This is a genomic window from Vibrio sp. ED002 (assembly GCF_023277445.1).
GTDB lineage: Bacteria > Pseudomonadota > Gammaproteobacteria > Enterobacterales > Vibrionaceae > Vibrio > Vibrio jasicida.
Genome location: NZ_CP080238.1, coordinates 2,422,766 through 2,441,216 on the forward strand (window position 1 = coordinate 2,422,766; position 18,451 = coordinate 2,441,216).

Annotated in this window: 14 protein-coding genes, 3 tRNA genes, 2 rRNA genes and 1 pseudogene; 13 read left to right on the forward strand and 7 right to left on the reverse strand. The window is 47.0% G+C overall.

Going from position 1 to position 18,451, the window contains the following annotated elements:
- Positions 1 to 56: 56 nt before the first annotated feature.
- From rsmB to def, 3 genes are all read right to left on the reverse strand, one after another.
- Entirely contained in the window at positions 57 to 1,340 is a 1,284-nt protein-coding gene (gene rsmB / locus ITG12_RS11210; RefSeq protein ID WP_020196736.1) for a 16S rRNA (cytosine(967)-C(5))-methyltransferase RsmB, read from the reverse strand.
- An 83-nt stretch (positions 1,341 to 1,423) separates the two neighbouring features.
- Positions 1,424 to 2,371 (reverse strand): methionyl-tRNA formyltransferase, encoded by a 948-nt coding sequence (fmt, locus tag ITG12_RS11215; protein WP_042602376.1) that lies wholly within the window; start codon positions 2,369 to 2,371, stop codon positions 1,424 to 1,426.
- Positions 2,372 to 2,404: 33 nt separating this feature from the next.
- Positions 2,405 to 2,923: a peptide deformylase gene (def, locus tag ITG12_RS11220; protein ID WP_038870153.1), complete on the reverse strand. Its 519-nt coding sequence runs from the start codon at positions 2,921 to 2,923 to the stop codon at positions 2,405 to 2,407.
- Positions 2,924 to 3,061: 138 nt separating this feature from the next.
- Between def and ITG12_RS11225 the strand changes: the two genes are divergently transcribed.
- The 4 genes from ITG12_RS11225 to ITG12_RS11240 are packed head-to-tail and all read left to right on the forward strand — an operon-like array spanning position 3,062 to position 6,324.
- Positions 3,062 to 4,156 carry a LysM peptidoglycan-binding domain-containing protein gene (locus ITG12_RS11225; protein ID WP_248873072.1) on the forward strand — a complete coding sequence of 365 codons (1,095 nt, stop codon included), beginning with the start codon at positions 3,062 to 3,064 and terminating at the stop codon, positions 4,154 to 4,156.
- Entirely contained in the window at positions 4,140 to 5,249 is a 1,110-nt protein-coding gene (gene dprA / locus ITG12_RS11230; protein ID WP_061036154.1) for a DNA-processing protein DprA, read from the forward strand. Before ITG12_RS11225 ends, dprA begins: the two co-directional genes overlap by 17 nt.
- Before the next feature lie 2 nt (positions 5,250 to 5,251).
- Positions 5,252 to 5,731, forward strand: a complete 480-nt coding sequence (locus ITG12_RS11235; RefSeq protein ID WP_038870148.1) for a DUF494 family protein — start codon at positions 5,252 to 5,254, stop codon at positions 5,729 to 5,731.
- A gap of 23 nt (positions 5,732 to 5,754) precedes the next feature.
- Positions 5,755 to 6,324: a topoisomerase DNA-binding C4 zinc finger domain-containing protein gene (locus ITG12_RS11240; RefSeq protein WP_102389345.1), complete on the forward strand. Its 570-nt coding sequence runs from the start codon at positions 5,755 to 5,757 to the stop codon at positions 6,322 to 6,324.
- Positions 6,325 to 6,367: 43 nt separating this feature from the next.
- On the opposite strand, the pseudogene ITG12_RS11245 reads toward ITG12_RS11240, so the two are convergent.
- The 3 genes and pseudogenes from ITG12_RS11245 to purE form a co-directional block, all read right to left on the reverse strand.
- Positions 6,368 to 7,572, reverse strand: a pseudogene (locus ITG12_RS11245) (IS3 family transposase).
- A 110-nt stretch (positions 7,573 to 7,682) separates the two neighbouring features.
- Positions 7,683 to 8,816 (reverse strand): 5-(carboxyamino)imidazole ribonucleotide synthase, encoded by a 1,134-nt coding sequence (locus ITG12_RS11250; RefSeq protein WP_248873073.1) that lies wholly within the window; start codon positions 8,814 to 8,816, stop codon positions 7,683 to 7,685.
- Positions 8,817 to 8,820: 4 nt separating this feature from the next.
- A complete protein-coding gene (gene purE, locus ITG12_RS11255; RefSeq protein ID WP_248873074.1) occupies positions 8,821 to 9,306 on the reverse strand; it encodes a 5-(carboxyamino)imidazole ribonucleotide mutase in 486 nt (161 codons plus the stop codon).
- 200 nt (positions 9,307 to 9,506) lie between these two features.
- On the opposite strand from purE, the gene ITG12_RS11260 reads away from it, so the two are divergent.
- From ITG12_RS11260 to ITG12_RS11275, 4 genes are all read left to right on the forward strand, one after another.
- On the forward strand, positions 9,507 to 10,064 hold the full coding sequence (locus ITG12_RS11260) for an L-threonylcarbamoyladenylate synthase (RefSeq protein ID WP_045401092.1): 558 nt from the start codon (positions 9,507 to 9,509) through the stop codon (positions 10,062 to 10,064).
- Positions 10,065 to 10,098: 34 nt separating this feature from the next.
- Positions 10,099 to 11,016: an oxygen-dependent coproporphyrinogen oxidase gene (gene hemF / locus ITG12_RS11265; RefSeq protein ID WP_248873075.1), complete on the forward strand. Its 918-nt coding sequence runs from the start codon at positions 10,099 to 10,101 to the stop codon at positions 11,014 to 11,016.
- A 98-nt stretch (positions 11,017 to 11,114) separates the two neighbouring features.
- On the forward strand, positions 11,115 to 11,948 hold the full coding sequence (aroE, locus tag ITG12_RS11270) for a shikimate dehydrogenase (protein ID WP_248873076.1): 834 nt from the start codon (positions 11,115 to 11,117) through the stop codon (positions 11,946 to 11,948).
- 3 nt (positions 11,949 to 11,951) lie between these two features.
- On the forward strand, positions 11,952 to 12,215 hold the full coding sequence (locus ITG12_RS11275; protein WP_038873855.1) for a DUF1488 domain-containing protein: 264 nt from the start codon (positions 11,952 to 11,954) through the stop codon (positions 12,213 to 12,215).
- A gap of 14 nt (positions 12,216 to 12,229) precedes the next feature.
- On the opposite strand, the gene ITG12_RS11280 is transcribed toward ITG12_RS11275, so the two are convergent.
- Positions 12,230 to 12,781 carry a gamma carbonic anhydrase family protein gene (locus ITG12_RS11280; protein WP_038873851.1) on the reverse strand — a complete coding sequence of 184 codons (552 nt, stop codon included), beginning with the start codon at positions 12,779 to 12,781 and terminating at the stop codon, positions 12,230 to 12,232.
- A 544-nt stretch (positions 12,782 to 13,325) separates the two neighbouring features.
- On the opposite strand from ITG12_RS11280, the gene ITG12_RS11285 reads away from it, so the two are divergent.
- The 5 genes from ITG12_RS11285 (at position 13,326) to ITG12_RS11305 (ending at position 18,451) form a co-directional block, all read left to right on the forward strand.
- Positions 13,326 to 14,869, forward strand: a 16S ribosomal RNA gene (locus ITG12_RS11285).
- Positions 14,870 to 14,958: 89 nt separating this feature from the next.
- Positions 14,959 to 15,034 (forward strand) — tRNA-Glu (locus tag ITG12_RS11290).
- Positions 15,035 to 15,036: 2 nt separating this feature from the next.
- Positions 15,037 to 15,112, forward strand: a tRNA-Lys gene (locus tag ITG12_RS11295).
- A 29-nt stretch (positions 15,113 to 15,141) separates the two neighbouring features.
- A tRNA-Val gene (locus ITG12_RS11300) sits at positions 15,142 to 15,217 on the forward strand.
- A 346-nt stretch (positions 15,218 to 15,563) separates the two neighbouring features.
- Positions 15,564 to 18,451: ribosomal RNA gene (locus tag ITG12_RS11305) — 23S ribosomal RNA — on the forward strand.
- Together the 16S and 23S rRNA genes with 3 tRNA genes alongside form the textbook arrangement of a ribosomal RNA operon.

Genomic DNA, 18,451 nt, shown 5'->3' on the forward strand with positions numbered 1-18,451 from the left:
CTCGTTATCTGAAAAAGGCGATTGAATTCGCTTCAATCGCCCTATTTAGCATGCTGTTACGCGTGTTTTTTCGTTAGCACTGCGTAGTAGAAACCATCCATATCTTCTTCACCTGGTAGAATCTGACGACCAGGTTGTTCGGGATCTGAGTCCACTAGTTGAGCATCTGCAGTACGTGCTAAGAACGCTTTTACTTGCTCCACGTTTTCTTGTGGTGTGATTGAGCAAGTCGCGTAAACCATGGTGCCGCCCGGTTTCAGTTGTGTCCACATTGCATCAAAAATTTCGCTCTGTAGTTCCGCCAGTGCGGCAATATCATCAGCACGACGTAGCCATTTGATGTCTGGGTGACGACGAATTACGCCCGTTGCAGAACATGGTGCGTCCAGCAAAATGCGATCAAATTGTTCGCCTTGCCACCATTCTTGAGGATTACGCGCATCGCCGCAAACCACTTTTGCCTGAAGGTTGAGACGCTTCAGGTTTTCGTGCACACGTTTAAGACGTGTGTCGTCGCAGTCAATGGCAACCACTTCGCTGCCAGACGTACGTTCAAGAATGTGCGCCGTCTTACCGCCCGGTGCTGCACAGCAGTCTAGGATCAGCTCGCCATCTTTTGGTTCAAGATAGTTAATCGACAACTGTGCTGCCGCATCTTGCACCGATACCCAACCTTTTTCAAAGCCCGGCAGTTTCATCACATCGCATGGCGCCGCCAATTTTAGGGCGTCCATTGCTTGTGTGTGTGGCGTGCTATCAATGTTTTCATTTTTGAGTAGCGTTAGGTATTCATCACGAGTGTGGTGCTGGTGGTTTACACGCAGCCACATTGGCGCTTTTTGGTTGTTGGCTTCAACAATGCTTTCCCACTGCTCTGGGTAAGCTTCTTGCAGCAGTTTAAGTAACCAGCTTGGGTGGCCGTACTTGCCCGCATTGTTGCTGACCGCCATTTGGTCTAGTTCTTCTTGGTTGCGCTGGTAGTTACGCAATACCGCGTTGATAAGACCGCGTAGACGAGGACCTTTCAGCTCTTTGGTTCCTTCAACCGTTTCACCGACTGCAGCGTGCGCAGGAATACGCATGAAGCTTAGCTGATAAATGCCTACCAAAATAAGGTGATGGAAAACGCGTTGTTTGCCTTTTAACGGCTTATCCATCAACTGGTTTGCAATCATTTCTAGGCGAGGGAGGTAACGTAGAGCGCCGTAACAGATCTCTTGTAGAAGAGCGTGGTCACGTGGTCGTACGTTTTGTTGAGCCGCTGGAAGAGCGCTTGAAAGTGAGTGGCCCTTGTCGACGACAAGATACAAGACGTTAGCAGCCGCAGCGCGAACATTCATGATGAGTACCTTAAAGTAAAGGAGGGCATCTCTGCCCTCTAAAAGTTCGTATTATTGGTCTTTGACACTATCTGTCTGGCTTTTTAAACCAGTTGGGTGCCAACTTCAAACCAAGATGCACGTGAGTTCAGAATATCTTGAACTGACATGGCTTTTTTACCCGGAACTTGCAGTTGTTCCAGTACCAGTGTGCCATTGCCTGTCGCAACATAAATACCAGTTTTATCTGCTTGCACAATAGTGCCCGCTGGCTTGTCACTGGTTTGTTCCCCCACACGGCTTTGCCATACTTTGATGCTGTTTTCAGCCACTTCAAAGTGGCTCATTGGCCATGGGTTGAATGCGCGAACGCAACGCTCAATGTGTGCCGCGTCGTCATTCCAATTAATGCGTGCTTCTTCTTTGCTTAGCTTCTTCGCGTAGTTTGCAAGCTCGTCATCTTGCTTCACTGGCTCAGCATTACCTGTTGCGATGTCTGCTAGGCAGTCAATCAGAGCATCAGGGCCTAAGCCTGCAAGTTTTTCGTACATAGATGCGCTGGTGTCACTTGCTTCAATCGGCAATGTTGCGATTTTAAGCATGTCGCCCGTATCCAAACCAATGTCCATCTGCATGATGGTTACACCCGTTTCTGCATCACCAGCCCAAATTGAACGTTGGATAGGAGCAGCGCCGCGCCAGCGAGGAAGAATCGAACCGTGTACGTTGATACAACCTAGTTTAGGTGTGTCTAGCACAACTTGTGGAAGCAATAGGCCATAAGCTACTACTACCATGATATCGGCGTTTAGATCGGCAAGCTCTTGCTTGGCTTCGTCTGATTTGAAGTTTTCTGGCTGATAAACCGGAATGTCGTGCTCTAGCGCGATGGTTTTTACTGGGCTGGCAGTAAGCTTTTTACCGCGACCAGCAGGGCGGTCTGGCTGAGTGTAAACCGCAATTACTTCGTGCTCCGAAGACAACAACGCCGCCAAGTGACGGGCGGCGAAATCCGGAGTACCTGCAAAGACAATACGTAAAGACTGACTCAAGGTAGACTTCCTTCTAATTAAATTGTATCGAGATCAAGCGTTTTGCTGTTTCTCGTTAAAGCGTTTGATTTTCGCTAGCTTGTCTTGAATACGCTTGCGCTTTAGTGGCGATAGGTAATCAACGAACAGTTTGCCCATTAGATGGTCTAGTTCGTGCTGAACACAGATTGCTAGTAGATCGTCAGCGTCGAAAGTGTATTCTTTGCCATCGCGATCTAGGGCTTTAACCGTAACTTCAGCAGCACGAGCTACAAGTGCTCGAGCACCAGGTACCGACAGACAGCCTTCTTCAATGCCATCTTCGCCACGCTTTTCCAGAATCTCAGGGTTGATAAGCACCATTGGCTCATCGCGAGTCTCTGAAATATCAATTACTACGATACGTTTATGGATATCAACCTGCGTTGCCGCAAGGCCAATACCTTCTTCGTCGTACATGGTTTCAATCATGTCATCGACGATTTTTTGAATCTCAGGTGTCACCTCTTCTACAGGTTTTGCAACGGTACGCAGGCGATCATCTGGGAATGTTAATACTTGTAATACAGACATATTCACTCGAAATATTGAACTGTGCCGTAACAGCACAAACCTTGTTGGCTCAATTCTAGACATTTTATGACCTAAATGACAGCATCCTGATACCAATTTCCATTCCGGTAACTGCCTAACAGACCAAGGACGAGGGTCATGAATCGAATTTTCCGCAACGTTTCTCGCATTACGTTGCCGTTACTTTTCTCTTTCAGTGCCGTAGCAAACACGGACTCCCAACCACTTACCGTTAAAGACGATGCACCCAAAACTTACGTTGTGGTGAAAGGTGATACGCTGTGGGATATTTCTGCTTTGTATTTGGATAGCCCTTGGTTGTGGCCTCGTTTGTGGCAGGTAAACCCAGAAATAGACAACCCACATCTGATTTATCCCGGTGATAAGCTCTCTTTGGTTTGGATTAATGGCCAACCGGTATTGAGTTTAAAGCCGGTTAAAAAGCTTAGCCCTCAAGCGCGTATCACGGAAAGAAAAGCGGTACCGACGGTTGCGGAAGGGTTGGTGATGCCTTATCTGAAATCCGATCGCTTAGTGGATGATGAAACATTAGACAATGCAGCCAAAGTGATGGGCAGCAGTAAAGGCAACAAATTCCTTACTGCGGAAGACACGCTGTATATTAGTGGTGAGCAAACTTCGGCAGGATGGGCTATCTATCGACCTGTAGAAACCTTTTCGCGAGATGATGTATCAAAGCAAATCACGGCATTACGTTTGATTGCTAAAGGTGAGTTGATCGAGGCGTCGAGTGAATTTTCTGGTCTGAAGATCACCACGCAATTGCAAGAGATTGTCCGTAACGACATTGCTTTGCCAGTTCAAGTTCTTGATAACGGTGATTTCTCTGCAACATTCTATCCGTTGCCATCACCACAAGGCTCTTCTGCGAAATTATTGGGGAATATTGAAGGTATCCGTTATAGCTCGACCAACCAAGTTGTGGTGATAGATAAAGGCACATCGGATGCGCTTCGCCAAGGCAGTGTGTTTGATTTGAAAGAAGACGCACACCCAGTATTCAAAGACGGTGATGACTTTGCCAAAGATAATGGTTTGCTCGATACGAAAATTACCTTACCACAGAGCAAAGTTGGGGAGTTGTTAGTGATTCGCCCGTATGAGTATTTCAGTCTTGCTCTGATCACCAATAGCACGAAGCCAATCAACAAAGAGGTAACTGTGGTTTCTCCTCTGGTAGAGGAATCGACTACCAATGCAACCACACAATGATACCGACCTCGCTGCCTGGTTAAAGCTCAGCTGCTTACCAGGCATTGGCGGGGTTAAGATGAATAAGCTGCTGACCAAAGACACGCCGAATAACATTGTCCAGTACTCGACTGAACAGCTTCTCCGCCTTGGGCTGACGATGAAACAGTTACAAGCATGGTCTGAGGTCGATAAAGAAGTCGATGCTTGTTTAACTTGGTTAGCATCCTCTTCCCATCATTCTATTCTCACCTTGGCGAATCCACTTTATCCTCCACTTCTTAAACAAACGGTCGCGCCACCTCCTTTATTATTTGTAAAGGGAGATGCGAGCTGTTTGTCTCAACCGCAAATCGCCATGGTTGGTAGTCGTAATGCTAGTGTGGATGGGTTGCAACATGCTCGTAGCTTTGCTTCAGAACTCGTACAACATGATCTGATCGTGACCAGTGGCTTGGCTTTGGGTATTGATGGTCATGCTCATGATGGTGCGCTTATGGCGGGCGGTAAAACTATCGCTGTCTTAGGTTCTGGGTTGGAGCAAGTGTACCCCGCCAGGCATCGTGGTTTAGCGCAGCGTGTCATGGAGAATGGCACTCTCGTTTCGGAGTTTCGTCCAAAAGCGAAACCTCGTGCGGAAAACTTCCCACGTCGCAATCGAATTATTAGTGGTTTGTCGTTGGGTGTATTGGTGGTGGAAGCGGCGGAAAAAAGTGGCTCCTTGATTACTGCTCGTTATGCTCTGGAACAAGGTCGTGAAGTATTTGCGCTTCCTGCCTCTATTCATTCGCCCAATGCGAGTGGCGGTAATCAATTGATTCGTAACGGTGCTTGTCTCGTACAAACTACTCAAGACGTGTTAAATGAAATACAGTCACTGCTTGATTGGTCTATTAATCAAAGCTTAGATTTATTTTCTGCGCCAATTGATGAAGAAGAATTGCCATTTCCTCAGCTGTTAGCTAACGTAGGAAATGAGGCTACACCAGTTGATATTCTTGCAAACAGGACCAATATACCTGTCCAAGAAGTCATGATGCAGCTCTTAGAGCTTGAGCTTTCAGGGCATGTTGTTGCAGTATCCGGTGGCTATATTCGAAAGGGGAGGGGCTAGCTATGATGATGGATATACTTATGTATCTATTTGAAACCTACATCCATAGCGATGCAGATTTACAGGTCGATCAAGACGAGTTGGAAGATGAGTTGCTTCGTGCAGGTTTCCAACAAAAAGACATCTACAAAGCCCTTGTCTGGTTAGAAGAGCTGGCGGCGTTGCAACAAAGTGACGCACATTCTGCTATCTCGACTTGCATTGCAGCGGCATCGACCCGTATTTATACATCGTCTGAGATGCAGCGTTTGGATCTTGAATGTCGTGGTTTTCTATTGTTTCTAGAGCAAATCAATGTTCTGACTACGGAAACTCGCGAAATGGTTATTGATCGGGTGATGGGGCTAGAAACTCATGAATTTGAGCTTGAAGACCTGAAATGGATCATTCTTATGGTGCTGTTTAATGTGCCGGGCAACGAAAACGCCTACACGCTGATGGAAGAGCTGCTATACACCAAGGAACAAGGTATTCTTCATTAATATCTTCTGCTTGAGCGATGAGTATGAGTAGTAAAATCGATCACAACCTTTTCTCGGCACATGAGCATGCGCTTGAGCGCGAACCTTGTCCTAAATGCGGTGGGGAAGTCTCTCTTAAACACGGTAAGCATGGCCCGTTTTTAGGTTGTAGCCATTATCCAAGTTGCGATTATATCAAGCCGCTACACAGCAATGATGGCCACATCGTAAAAGAGTTGGGCGTGCCTTGCCCAGATTGCGGTAATGAGCTGGTGTTGCGCCAAGGGCGTTATGGTATGTTTGTTGGCTGCAGCCATTACCCAGAATGTCATCATATTGAGTCGATTAACCAACCTGAGCCAGAGCAGCAAGCGAAAGAGCAACATGCTTGCCCTGAATGTGGTAAAGGACATTTGGTTGAGCGTAAGACCCGATTTGGTAAAACATTTTATGCGTGTGATAACTATCCGAAGTGTAAGTTTGCGGTGAACTTGCCGCCTGTAAGAGGCCGCTGCGAGGAATGTGGGTTTACCTTGTTGGTAGAAAAGAAACTTGCCAGCGGGATCAAGCTGCAATGCGCAAGTCGTAAGTGCCAGCATACTCAATCACAATAGCCTTCAGTTCTTGACCCGTCCTGATATGGGTTGACACTTTTAGTTAAAACGCTCGATGAACTTCATCGGGCGTTTTGTATTTTAGAGCTGTATGTGGCCTCTGTTCATTATAGAGTTTCACCGACTCAGCAACCATTTTCTTAGCTTCATTCAAGTCGTTCGGCTTAGTCAGCAAGTACTCCATCTTTAAAATACCATTTACTCTTTCAGCTAGAGCATTTTGATAGCAGTCGTATCCATCAGTCATAGAGCATGTCACGTGATATTTTCTGTGTAGTGACTGATATTCCTCAGAACAGTATTGAATACCTCGGTCAGAGTGATGAATAAGCTCGCCCTCATATAGCCGCTCTTTCAAAGCCTTCAGGAATGCACTTTTAACGGCTGGCGTCTTCATATTATCATCTAGATGATACCCAACTATCTTCCTCGAGTAGGCGTCAGTGATTAAGCTGAGATAAGTATTTCCCGCTCGTGTTGCCAAGTAAGTGATATCAGCGACCCATAACTGCTCCGGTTTATTTGGAACCATGCCCTCTTTGATTCGGTTTGGATGGCAGTGGAACCGGTGATGGCTGTTTGTTGTTCGATGATAAGCCCTACGATTTAAGACCAACAGTCGATGCTGTTTTAGCAACGAAAACAGACAGTCTCGCCCTATATCAATGTTATTCTGACTGAGTAAGTACTTGAGCTTTCGAGTTCCTAATCGAGGATGTTGAATCCTTTACTCTTTGACGAACCCAATGACAGATTGCTCTTTCTGAGTTCGCTGAAGCTCGAGCGCGTAGCGTTTGTAAAACGCCTGCCGAGTAATCCCGATGAAGTGGCAAGCTTTAGTTACTGTGAGCCTTTTGACCGTTTTTTCCTTAATAACTCGGCTTTGCGCTTCTTTGAGATTCGGACACCGAAATCCCTATCCATTACTTTTACGACAGCCTCAAAGAAGTCCGCTTTCAGTTGAGTTTCTTCAAGTTGTTGCTCGAGTTCTTTTATCCGTTGTTCTGGAGTTTGAGTAGAAGGAGAATCAGGCATGCCATTACCTACTGTGTTTGGTTTCTCTATTCCTTTAGACCAATTTAGCTGACCGTGCTTACGAAGCCAAACTAAGACAGTAGATCGGCCTTGTATCCCGTATCGCTCTTGAGCTTGTTTATAGGTCATTTCACCTTTTTCTACTTGGTCAACAACCGTCAATTTAAAGGCAAGAGAATAATCTCGTTGGGTTCGTTTACTCGTTGATTTCATGACACTCTCCAATTTCATGTTGGAAATGTGTCAACCTTATTTAGGACGGTACATCTAATTAAAAAAGGGCCGCACGATGCGACCCTTTTGCTATTTATTCAGAAATATTTCTACGCTTGCCACTGCTTAGCGAATTCATGCACTGCAGGGAAGGCTTCTTCATCGAGAACATCTGCCAATGCACACAGTTTACGATTCAGCTCGCCAGTATAATCGCCGCACACGTTGATGTGACCCATCTTGCGACCCGCACGTTTTTCTTTGCCGTACCAATGAATGTGGCAACCATCCATTGCTAGCAATGTTTCTGGCACTGTGTCTTCACCAAGAATATTAATCATCGAGGTTTCACGAACCAGCTTAGTGCTACCCAAAGGCATGCCACACACGGCGCGTAGGTGGTTCTCAAACTGACAGGTTTCTGCACCCTGTTGAGTCCAGTGGCCAGAGTTGTGTACGCGTGGTGCGATTTCGTTAACCAGCAAAGTGCCGTCAACGTCAAAGAACTCCAGCGCTAACACGCCAACATAATTTAAGTCGTTGGCTACGGACGTGAACATCTGTTTTGCTTGCTCTTGCAATTCTGGTGCATCAATCGCAGTAGAAAGACTCAATACACCATTGGTATGGACGTTTTCTGCAAGTGGGTACACTTCAACGCTGCCATCTTTACCGCGAGCACCAACCAGTGAAACTTCGCGGTTAAAAGGGACAAATTCCTCAGCAACAATTGCTTGAGTCTTTGCTGCCGCGATGCACTCTGCCATCTCTGTCCAAATGCCTTCGACTTGAGAAGTTTCTTTTAAGCGCCACTGGCCTTTACCATCGTAACCACCCAACGCACTTTTCAGAACCATTGGCATACCAACGTGTTCAATTGCGCGGTCAAAGTCTTCACGATTTTCGATTACGTAGTATTTCGCGTTACGTACGTTTGCATCATCAAGCAATGCTTTCTCAATACGGCGATCACCACCCGCTTTGATGGCTTGCTTACTTGGTAGGAACTTACCACTGGCTTCACACACATCAAGCACGTCATGTGGGATATGCTCGAACTCAGCAGTAATGACGTCCACTTGTTCAATCGCATTCTCTAAGCCGTTACCTAGTACATGCTGAGTCAGTGGATGAACGATGTTACCACTGCCCACATCGTAAGCTGAGATTTGAATATTCAGTGGCGCACCAGCCAGAGACATCATACGAGCTAATTGGCCCGCACCAAGAACCAGTACATGCATCTGATTAATCCTCAGCAGGGTTTGGGTTCGCCAAAACAGTTTCCGTTTGTTCGTTACGGAACGCTTCGACTTTTGCCATGATCGCTTCATCATGTGTACCAAGGATTTGAGCTGCTAGGATGCCAGCGTTTGCTGCGCCAGCTTCGCCTATCGCCAATGTACCAACCGCAATGCCCTTTGGCATTTGTACGATAGAAAGCAGTGAATCCATGCCTTTCAGCGCACGAGACTGAACTGGAACGCCAAGTACAGGTATGCTGGTAAACGCTGCTGCCATGCCTGGTAGGTGAGCGGCACCGCCTGCACCCGCGATGATGACTTTAATGCCGCGTTCTTTCGCACTGCTTGCGTAATCAGCCAATAATTGAGGAGTACGGTGAGCTGACACCACCTTTGTTTCGTAAGACACGCCAAATTGATCCAGCATGTCTGCTGCTAGTTTCATGGTTGGCCAATCTGATTTAGAACCCATGATGATACCGACTTTCATCTCAAACTCCTTCAAGCTGCAAAATTAGGTGAGCTGATAAATTTGTGCGCATTATACGGGGATTTTTACCTCAAGCAAACGTTTGCGTGCGTTTGTAAATGCTATTGATACATTTTATAAACAAATTGCTTTAGTCTCTAAGAATGAATATTTGTACACTTAGTACAAACACAACAAATAAGATTATCAGGAAGTCATCAGTGGAGAACTTTGAACAGGTGCTAGAAGCACTGCAAACAGGCGAAGTGATCGCCTACCCAACAGAGGGCGTGTTTGGTGTTGGCTGTGACCCAGATAACCCAGAAGCGATTCAGAAGTTGCTAGAGCTAAAGCAGCGCCCAGTAGAGAAGGGGCTCATTCTTATTGCGGCGAGTTATGAGCAGCTTTTACCTTATGTTGATGAATCTCAGTTGACTCAAGATCAGTTAGATAAAGTCCACGCAACGTGGCCTGGGCCATACACTTGGATCATGCCGGCGAGTGACAAAGTCTCTCACTGGGTATCGGGTCAATTTGATTCGATTGCCGTACGTGTGACGGATCATCCTTTGGTACAAAAGATGTGTAATGCGTTCGGAAAGCCGCTAACCTCTACCAGCGCGAATCTTACAGGTCTGCCTCCTTGTATGACGACGGAAGAAGTCGAAGAACAGTTAGGTGACCGACTTGTGGCGATCTTACGTGGTAAAACCAGTGGTCGTGACAAGCCGAGTGAAATCCGTGATGCTAAAACCTCGCAAATATTAAGACAGGGCTAACCCTGCTAGTCAGCAATCAATAGGTACTACACGTATGTCAGCAATCGATAAGCACGCCGTAAAGCAGTTCTTGATGTCACTTCAGGATTCCATTTGTCAGCAACTAGAGCAAGAAGATGGAAAGGCCGTCTTTGTCGAAGATGCATGGCAACGTGAAAAAGGAGAGCGTCTTGGTGGCGGTGGCCGCACTCGCGTATTGCGTGATGGTCATGTCTTCGAGCAAGGAGGGGTGAACTTCTCTCATGTCGAAGGTAATGAAATGCCAGCATCTGCGACGGCGCATCGTCCAGAGTTAGCGGGTCGTCGTTTTGAAGCGATGGGTGTTTCTTTGGTTATTCACCCTAAAAACCCTTATGTACCGACTTCACATGCCAATGTCCGCTTCTTTATTGCAGAGAAAGATGGCGAAGACCCAATTTGGTGGTTTGGTGGTGGTTTTGACTTAACGCCTTTCTACCCATTTGAAGAAGATTGCCAATCATGGCACGACACAGCAAAACAGCTTTGTGCGCCATTCGGTGACCACGTTTACGCAGAGCACAAAGCATGGTGTGACAAATACTTCTTCCTACCACATCGTAATGAAACTCGCGGTGTTGGTGGTCTGTTCTTTGATGACCTAAACCAGTGGGAATTCGACAAGTGTTTTGACTACATCAAAGCGGTTGGCGAAGGATATTGCCAAGCTTACCTGCCGATTGTATCTCGTCGTAAAAGCATTGAGTACGGTGAGCGTGAGCGTGAATTCCAACTATACCGCCGTGGTCGCTACGTTGAATTCAACCTTGTGTATGACCGCGGTACTCTGTTTGGTCTACAAAGTGGCGGGCGTACAGAGTCGATATTGATGTCGATGCCACCTCTTGCTCGTTGGGAATACAGCTACGAGCCACAAGCAGGTTCTCCAGAAGCAGAGCTTTACGAGCAATACCTAAACCCACGTGATTGGTAAGCACTGAATCTCCTTTTCTATATAGATAGATAGTGATAGGGTCATCTGTAATCAGATGGCCCTGTTTTTTCTATATAGTAAGGAATGAAGGTAAGGAAATGACTCAGCAAATTGATCGCTATGCCGTGTTTGGTAACCCTATCGGGCACAGTAAGTCACCGTTCATACACACCTTGTTTGCACGCCAAACCAATCAGCCTTTGGTATATACCGCAGAAAGCGCTCCTATTGATGGTTTTATCGAAGCGGCGAAGGTGTTTTTTGCTGAAGGTGGTAGAGGTTGCAACATCACCATGCCATTTAAAGAAGATGCTTATCAATTTGCTAGTCGCCTCACAGAGCGCGCTCAGCTAGCGGGTGCGGTCAATACACTAAAGAAGCTTGATGATGGAGAAATCATTGGTGATAACACCGATGGTGCGGGTCTAGTACAAGACTTACTTCAGTATCAAGTCATGTTGGAAGGTGCACGAATCCTGATCATCGGTGCTGGTGGTGCTGCTCGTGGTGTGATTAAACCACTCCTTGAGCAAAACCCTATCTCTTTAACTATAACCAACCGTACCTTTAGCAAAGCTCAGGATCTTGCAGGGTTGTTTGTCTCTCATGGCCCGATCACAGCCAAAGAGATGGAGAGCATTGATGAAGAATATGACGTCATCATCAACTCCACTTCCGCTTCTCTTAGTGGTGAGTTGCCCGCTATTTCTTCTTCTATCTTTGGTAGCAATAGTACTAGCTACGATATGATTTATGGCAAAGGAGTGACGAGCTTTAATTTATGGGCAAAAGAAAACGGTGCTGCCTATGCGTATGACGGTCTTGGAATGTTGGTAGGGCAGGCAGCGGAAAGCTTTATGTTATGGCGAGGTCTACGCCCTGGCTCAAAACAAATTCTTAGAGAGCTAAGAAAGAATCTTGAAGGTCAGTAATCAATGAATCAATCCATTCTGTTCCCTGACATGCAGTCTTGGGATGAAGCATCACAATCGGTAAATTTTGCTGCGCAGCAATCAGGTGCGCTGATTGAGTGTTATGTCACTAAACAAAAGTTAGTAAAGCTCAGTGGTTCACTGATTGAAACTGAGCAAGCGGCAATCAAAGTATTTACTGATTACCGCTTTGATCTTGAAGAAATCGCTGAAGAGTTAATAGAAGAGGAAGCCTTCAGTGAAGAAGGCCATATCATCATCGACTAGCGGACTATTCCTGACTACTCATTGATGTCTTCCACTTCGTTAATGTAGTCGTTTTTGTTCTGCACATAGTTATTGGCAGACTTTTGCAAGAAAGCTCGTTCTTTCTCTGATAGAGGGCGAGCTTGTTTTACCGGACTGCCCACATATAAGTAACCACTTTCTAATACTTTCCCCGGTGGGACTAAACTTCCAGCGCCTATCATTACGTCTGATTCGACAACAACGTTATCTAAAACGATTGCTCCCATACCAACCAATACACGATCGTGGATTTCGCAGCCGTGTAACATGACTTTATGACCAATAGTGACATCATTACCAATGATTAGCGGATAGCCGTTGGGATTCTCAGCATTTTTATGGGTTACATGCAGTACGCTACCATCTTGAATGTTGGTTCGAGCACCAATATGAATATGGTTCACATCACCACGAGCTGCAACTAGTGGCCAGACACTCGAATCGTCGCCAATACGAATATCACCGACTAAAACAGAGGTTGAATCTATGTATACACGCTTACCTAGCTGTGGGCGTATGCCTTTATAACTTCTGATTGAACTCATCTTTACTCCTTATAAAGCGCCAATAACAGTGATATCTGGTGAGAAGAGTAGCAAAAACTCGGCTTTTAGAATAAAAAACATTCAAACGATAAAAAAATCAAAAAAAAGGTGAAAAAGGGCTTGCCAATGTGATCGCAATCTCTATAATGCCACCTCGCTGACACGGCAACGCTTCGAAAGAAACGAAAGCCAAGTTAGCAAGCCAATTAGCCAAGCGAAAACGCTTGAAAGAAAGTTTGAAAAAAGTGATTGACACTAAACTCTAACTCGCTAAAATGGCCGTCCGATTTGAGCAAAGCTCAATAGGAAAGCTCTTTAACAATATAGACCTATCAATCTGTGTGGGCACTCGTTGATGATAATCCAATTAGATACCTCGGTATCAAATTAGGTTTCAATGAACTGAGTGACCAATCAAGTCTTCGGACTTGGCACAGTCAATTCATTATCATTCTGTTGGAATGGTAATAGCTTTAAAATTACTTCTTACTTTCGAGTAAGGATGAGTTTTGAAGTCAGTATTCGTTGAGCCGAACAAAATCTTAAATTGAAGAGTTTGATCATGGCTCAGATTGAACGCTGGCGGCAGGCCTAACACATGCAAGTCGAGCGGAAACGACTTAACTGAACCTTCGGGGACGTTAAGGGCGTCGAGCGGCGGACGGGTGAGTAATGCCTAGGAAATTGCCCTGATGTGGGGGATAACCATTGGAAACGATGGCTAATACCGCATGATGCCTACTAGCCAAAGAGGTGGAATCTTCAGCCTCTCGCGTCAGGATATGCCTAGGTGGGATTAGCTAGTTGGTGAGGTAATGGCTCACCAAGGCGACGATCCCTAGCTGGTCTGAGAGGATGATCAGCCACACTGGAACTGAGACACGGTCCAGACTCCTACGGGAGGCAGCAGTGGGGAATATTGCACAATGGGCGCAAGCCTGATGCAGCCATGCCGCGTGTGTGAAGAAGGCCTTCGGGTTGTAAAGCACTTTCAGTCGTGAGGAAGGTGGTAGTGTTAATAGCACTATCATTTGACGTTAGCGACAGAAGAAGCACCGGCTAACTCCGTGCCAGCAGCCGCGGTAATACGGAGGGTGCGAGCGTTAATCGGAATTACTGGGCGTAAAGCGCATGCAGGTGGTTTGTTAAGTCAGATGTGAAAGCCCGGGGCTCAACCTCGGAATAGCATTTGAAACTGGCAGACTAGAGTACTGTAGAGGGGGTAGAATTTCAGGTGTAGCGGTGAAATGCGTAGAGATCTGAAGGAATACCGGTGGCGAAGGCGACTCTGGACAGATACTGACACTCAGATGCGAAAGCGTGGGGAGCAAACAGGATTAGATACCCTGGTAGTCCACGCCGTAAACGATGTCTACTTGGAGGTTGTGGCCTTGAGCCGTGGCTTTCGGAGCTAACGCGTTAAGTAGACCGCCTGGGGAGTACGGTCGCAAGATTAAAACTCAAATGAATTGACGGAGCTGCACAAGCGGTGGAGCATGTGGTTTAATTCGATGCAACGCGAAGAACCTTACCTACTCTTGACATCCAGAGAACTTTCCAGAGATGGATTGGTGCCTTCGGGAACTCTGAGACAGGTGCTGCATGGCTGTCGTCAGCTCGTGTTGTGAAATGTTGGGTTAAGTCCCGCAACGAGCGCAACCCTTATCCTTGTTTGCCAGCGAGTAATGTCGGGAACTTCAGGGAGACTGCCGGTGATAAACCGGAGGAAGGTGGGGACGACGTCAAGTCATCATACTCTTACGAGTAGGGCTACACACGTGCTACAATGGCGCATACAGAGGGCAGCAAGCTAGCGATAGTGAGCGAATCCCAAAAAGTGCGTCGTAGTCCGGATTGAGTCTGCAACTCGACTCCATGAAGTCGGAATCGCTAGTAATCGTGGATCAGAATGCCACGGTGAATACGTTCCTAGCCTTGTACACACCGCCCGTCACACCATGGGAGTGGGCTGCAAAAGAAGTAGGTAGTTTAACCTTCGGGAGGACGCTTACCACTTTGTGGTTCATGACTGGGGTGAAGTCGTAACAAGGTAGCGCTAGGGGAACCTGGCGCTGGATCACCTCCTTATACGATGATTACTCACGATGAGTGTCCACACAGATTGATACGGTTTATAAGTAAAAGAGACGAAGATATCCCAATATCTTCAATCCAGTGTCCCGTTCGTCTAGAGGCCTAGGACACCGCCCTTTCACGGCGGTAACAGGGGTTCGACTCCCCTACGGGATACCATTGGGTCGTTAGCTCAGTTGGTAGAGCAGTTGACTTTTAATCAATTGGTCGCAGGTTCGAATCCTGCACGACCCACCATTCTCTCCACGAGAATGAAAAAATAATGTGGGCGATTAGCTCAGTTGGGAGAGCACCTGCCTTACAAGCAGGGGGTCACTGGTTCGAGCCCGGTATCGCCCACCATTCTCTAAGTATTTTTGGATAGGAATTCCAAACCACTTCAGTAAGACGTATGTGGTTAGAATCTTCGACTCTGAAAGTCTTTAGAAAATGAACTTCTTAGGAAGTGATTTGCTCTTTAACAATTTGGAAAGCTGACAAAACAATCTTTAAGATTGTTTGTAAAGTTCTCAATGTTTGTCTTTAAGACAAACACCAAAAAACACATTCAAGTGTTCTTGGGAATATCACTTTTAAAGTGATTATTCGAAATTGAGTCCGGCAAAATCGAAATGTCTCTCGCTCATTCAAATAATGAGAGACAACTTTGGTGATTTGATTATCAACTCGAAACTCCTTCGGGTTGTATGGTTAAGTGACTAAGCGTACACGGTGGATGCCTTGGCAGTCAGAGGCGATGAAGGACGTATTAACTTGCGATAAGCCCAGATTAGGTAGTAAAAACCACTTGAGTCTGGGATTTCCGAATGGGGAAACCCACTAGCATAAGCTAGTATCGCTGCGTGAATACATAGCGCAGCGAGGCGAACCGGGGAACTGAAACATCTAAGTACCCCGAGGAAAAGAAATCAACCGAGATTCCGAAAGTAGCGGCGAGCGAAATTGGACTAGCCCCTAAGCTTTATATGCGTTAGACGAACGGTCTGGAAAGTCCGGCAATAAAGGGTGATAGCCCCGTAGTTGACAACGCACATTCAGTGAAATCGAGTAGGGCGGGACACGTGATATCCTGTCTGAATATGAAAATTCATCCTCCAAGGCTAAATACTACTGACTGACCGATAGTGAACCAGTACCGTGAGGGAAAGGCGAAAAGAACCCCTGTGAGGGGAGTGAAATAGAACCTGAAACCGTGTACGTACAAGCAGTAGGAGCACCTTCGTGGTGTGACTGCGTACCTTTGTATAATGGGTCAGCGACTTATATTCAGTGGCAAGGTTAACCATCTAGGGGAGCCGTAGCGAAAGCGAGTGTTAACTGCGCGACTTAGTCGCTGGATATAGACCCGAAACCAGGTGATCTAGCCATGGGCAGGTTGAAGATTGAGTAACATCAATTGGATGAACCGAACCGACTAATGTTGAAAAATTAGCGGATGACTTGTGGCTAGGGGTGAAAGGCCAATCAAACCTGGAGATAGCTGGTTCTCCCCGAAAGCTATTTAGGTAGCGCCTCGGACGAATACTACTGGGGGTAGAGCACTGTTAAGGCTAGGGGGTCATCCCGACTTACCAACCCTTTGCAAACTCCGAATACCAGTAAGTACTATCCGGGAGACACACGGCGGGTGCTAACGTCCGTCGTGGAGAGGGAAACAACCCAGACCGCCAGCTAATATCCCAAATTATTACTAAGTGGGAAACGATGTGGGAAGGCTCAGACAGCCAGGATGTTGGCTTAGAAGCAGCCATCATTTAAAGAAAGCGTAATAGCTCACTGGTCGAGTCGGCCTGCGCGGAAGATGTAACGGGGCTAAGTAATAAACCGAAGCTGCGGCAATGAAGTTTTACTTCATTGGGTAGGGGAGCGTTCTGTAAGCCGTTGAAGGTGTGTTGTAAAGCATGCTGGAGGTATCAGAAGTGCGAATGCTGACATGAGTAACGATAAAGGGGTGAAAAACCTCCTCGCCGGAAGACCAAGGGTTCCTGTCCAACGTTAATCGGGGCAGGGTAAGTCGACCCCTAAGGCGAGGCCGAAAGGCGTAGTCGATGGGAAACGGGTTAATATTCCCGTACTTCTTACAATTGCGATGGGGGACGGAGAAGGCTAGGTAGCCTGGCGACGGTTGTCCAGGTTCAAGTGCGTAGGCTGAAGAGTTAGGTAAATCCGGCTCTTCTTAAGGCTGAGACACGACGTCGAGCTACTACGGTAGTGAAGTCATTGATGCCATGCTTCCAGGAAAAGCCTCTAAGCTTCAGATTGTAAGGAATCGTACCCCAAACCGACACAGGTGGTCGGGTAGAGAATACCAAGGCGCTTGAGAGAACTCGGGTGAAGGAACTAGGCAAAATGGTACCGTAACTTCGGGAGAAGGTACGCTCTTGATGGTGAAGTCCCTTGCGGATGGAGCTGACGAGAGTCGCAGATACCAGGTGGCTGCAACTGTTTATTAAAAACACAGCACTGTGCAAAATCGTAAGATGACGTATACGGTGTGACGCCTGCCCGGTGCCGGAAGGTTAATTGATGGGGTTAGACTTCGGTCGAAGCTCTTGATCGAAGCCCCGGTAAACGGCGGCCGTAACTATAATCTATCCTAAGGTAGCGAAATTCCTTGTCGGGTAAGTTCCGACCTGCACGAATGGCGTAATGATGGCCACGCTGTCTCCACCCGAGACTCAGTGAAATTGAAATCGCTGTGAAGATGCAGTGTACCCGCGGCTAGACGGAAAGACCCCGTGAACCTTTACTACAGCTTGGCACTGAACATTGACCCTACATGTGTAGGATAGGTGGGAGGCTTTGAAGCGCAGTCGCTAGATTGCGTGGAGCCGTCCTTGAAATACCACCCTTGTAGTGTTGATGTTCTAACGTCGACCCCTTATCGGGGTTGCGGACAGTGCCTGGTGGGTAGTTTGACTGGGGCGGTCTCCTCCCAAAGAGTAACGGAGGAGCACGAAGGTGGGCTAATCACGGTTGGACATCGTGAGGTTAGTGCAATGGCATAAGCCCGCTTGACTGCGAGAATGACAATTCGAGCAGGTGCGAAAGCAGGTCATAGTGATCCGGTGGTTCTGTATGGAAGGCCATCGCTCAACGGATAAAAGGTACTCCGGGGATAACAGGCTGATACCGCCCAAGAGTTCATATCGACGGCGGTGTTTGGCACCTCGATGTCGGCTCATCACATCCTGGGGCTGAAGTCGATCCCAAGGGTATGGCTGTTCGCCATTTAAAGTGGTACGCGAGCTGGGTTTAGAACGTCGTGAGACAGTTCTATTCCTATCTCGCCGTGGGCGTTGGAAGATTGAAGGGGCTGCTCCTAGTACGAGAGTGACCGGAGTGGACGAACCTCTGGTGTTCGGGTTGTGTCGCCAGACGCATTGCCCGGTAGCTAAGTTCGGAATCGATAACCGCTGAAAGCATCTAAGCGGGAAGCGAGCCCTGAGATGAGTCTTCCCTGATACTTTAAGTATCCTAAAGGGTTGTTCGAGACTAGAACGTTGATAGGCAGGGTGTGTAAGCGTTGTGAGGCGTTGAGCTAACCTGTACTAATTGCCCGTGAGGCTTAACCAT